Origin of the sequence: Sulfurirhabdus autotrophica, from assembly GCF_004346685.1 — a bacterium.
GTDB lineage: Bacteria > Pseudomonadota > Gammaproteobacteria > Burkholderiales > SMCO01 > Sulfurirhabdus > Sulfurirhabdus autotrophica.
The window spans coordinates 1-2,375 of record NZ_SMCO01000047.1 but is presented as its reverse complement, the minus strand read 5'-3'; the positions used below and the strand labels follow the sequence as shown (position 1 = coordinate 2,375).

Sequence of the window (2,375 nt, the reverse complement as noted above, 5' to 3'; positions counted from 1 at the left end):
ACTGAATATCGCTTTAATCATCGTCGTGATAATCTTTACCTTGGACTACTCAAATTGTTGAGACTAAACCCGCTTTAACTTCCTAAGACCCTAAATTTAATAGCAACCTCATGAATCAATTGAAACAAATGACAATGAACGTTGCCGTTTCTATGTTATTTTGCGCTAGCGCGGCACAAGCTGTTTATACCCCCATAGTGACCACCACCGTTAATAACTTTACCATGGTCGGCGCAAGTAATGGCTTGCTCGGTGGCGGCAATGAAGTAAATGTTACTTGGGACGGAACCTATCGCACTTCAGAATTGAATTCGTGTTTTTAAAAAGGCATAAAAATAACAATTTCTTTATTCTTACTAAACTTGGCTTTTTTGCTTTTTTCTTGGAGAACGTTATGAGATTTAATTTACGTATGTTAATACTTCTCGTCAGTTTACTCACAGGCATTCTGTCGAATAGTTTTTCGCAAGCATCTGTTGTAAATATAACCTCTGACACTAGTAGCATTTCTGCCTCAGCTGATGCATGTGACATGTATAACAATTCGACTTGCAGTTACTCTAGCACTGTTAATAATGTCAGTGGCTCTAACCCTTTTATTGCGAGCCTTGATTATGCACCTTCTAGTGGTGGTTTTAATGCATATGCTCACGCAGACATAAATTCGACAATTAGTTTATCGACGAATCTATTAACTGGTAGTGGGAATACTCATGCACATGTATATATGCCTAGTAATGGCGGATATTCTTCGGCCTATGCATCAAGCGCTGTAATTCTAAATTTTTCATTAACTTCGCAATCCAATTTTAGCCTCCTGCTTAACGGAAATACTTATGATCCAATGATGGGCACTTATAATTATGGCTCTAACATTTTCAATTTATCATCCGTTTCTACTGTAGGTGCATGCAATGGATGGGCTATGGCTTTTTCGCAAATCAATTCAAATATCAACAAGAGTGGTCTAATACCTGCATGTGATTTCAAATTAACTGTATCTGCATCAGCAGGACCAACATGGCCCACCAATTCTGGCGGTGCCAGTTACTCATATAGCTTGCAATTCACCCCTGTCGCTGCTCCTGTTCCTTTGCCTGCCGCGTTTTGGTTGTTTGTTTCTGGATTGCTGGGCTTGATGAGTGTGGGACGTAAATACAAATCAGCTTAATTGATTTTTTGCTCAAGAAAGTGATGGCTTTTTAGTTGGTATTTATGTTTGTGGGTATTCTCTCGAAGCCAATAAATTCTGTCAGGGGATTTTACATACCTATTCAGCTAATTAATCAACAAATAAATCATTGCCATAAAATCAACTGGTTGAATATTTTTGCACAATTTTTGAATGACATCTATAAGCTGCGCATTACTCACAATCATCGCCCCGCTCAAAATAGGATAAAACAATGAAAACCACTACTATGTTGCTTGCTGCCACCCTTAGTGTTGGATTGCTTGTTTCTTCTGGCATTGCAAACGCCACTTCCATTACCAGCCACTTTGGAACTACATCATATGACATAATAAATTTTTCAGTTTCTTCTCCAGGCGTGGTTGAGATTCAATATGCCGGAGGGTATTACAATCCGACCTTTTCATTATTTGACGGCAGTGGCGCACATCTGATTTCAAGCTACCCTTCTGATTATCTGACGCAGTCTCTTGGAACCGGCAATTACTCTTTGTTGGTGGGCGTTTGCTGCGATAGTATTGATTATGCAACGAACAACTTCATTGATGAACCTTTGATGCTCTCCCAGACTGATGGATACAATACTGGAAATTATTGGATTGGGGGGAGTGGGACGCTTTCTGGCATGCAAGCCTTTCTCGATGCGAGTTCCTATTATTGGCTTGCCCAAGGAGAAGCTTACTCACTGAATATTAGCAACAACGCGCAAATTAGCTCTGTACCCGCGCCTGCGGCGGCGTGGTTGCTAGGTTCTGGCCTGCTAGGCTTGATTGGTGTGTCCCGTCGTAAAGCTGCATAAAATTTTTTTGCACTTATAATGTCAATTGGAGAGCAATATCATGAATCAATTGAAACAAACTACAATGAGCGTTGCCGTTGCTATGTTATTTTGCGCCAGCGCGGCACAAGCTGTTTATACCCCTGTTGTGACCACGACCAATAACAATCTCACAATAGTAAGTGCTTCAAATTTGCTGACAGGCGGCACCAATGATGTAACCTTTACATGGGACGGTACTTATCGCACTTCAGTGGTGACGGATAACACTTATAATGCCACCTTGTCCTCGCCTACCGCCTTCGCCGGCAAGACATGGACTATGCACAATGTCAATATCTATGCGCCTGGAAATTACGTGTTTTATACAGGCTGCCCAGCAGGAAATCCTGCCTGCGGTGTTGG

4 protein-coding genes and 1 pseudogene are annotated in these 2,375 nt (G+C 41.3%); all 5 read left to right on the top strand.

The annotated features are described in order from the left end of the window. Positions 1-78: pseudogene (locus EDC63_RS18365) on the top strand (IS1595 family transposase); the annotation flags it as partial. Positions 79-128: 50 nt separating this feature from the next. Further along, positions 129-323, top strand: a complete 195-nt coding sequence (locus EDC63_RS18360) for a hypothetical protein (protein ID WP_124946905.1) — start codon at positions 129-131, stop codon at positions 321-323. A 71-nt stretch (positions 324-394) separates the two neighbouring features. Next, positions 395-1,171 (top strand): VPLPA-CTERM sorting domain-containing protein, encoded by a 777-nt coding sequence (locus EDC63_RS18685; protein WP_189836521.1) that lies wholly within the window; start codon positions 395-397, stop codon positions 1,169-1,171. 235 nt (positions 1,172-1,406) lie between these two features. After that, positions 1,407-1,991, top strand: coding sequence for a hypothetical protein (locus tag EDC63_RS18680; protein WP_189836522.1), 585 nt, complete (start codon positions 1,407-1,409; stop codon positions 1,989-1,991). A 40-nt stretch (positions 1,992-2,031) separates the two neighbouring features. Next, the coding region (locus EDC63_RS18345) for a hypothetical protein (RefSeq protein WP_132920990.1) at positions 2,032-2,375 on the top strand (344 nt) is incomplete at its 3' end.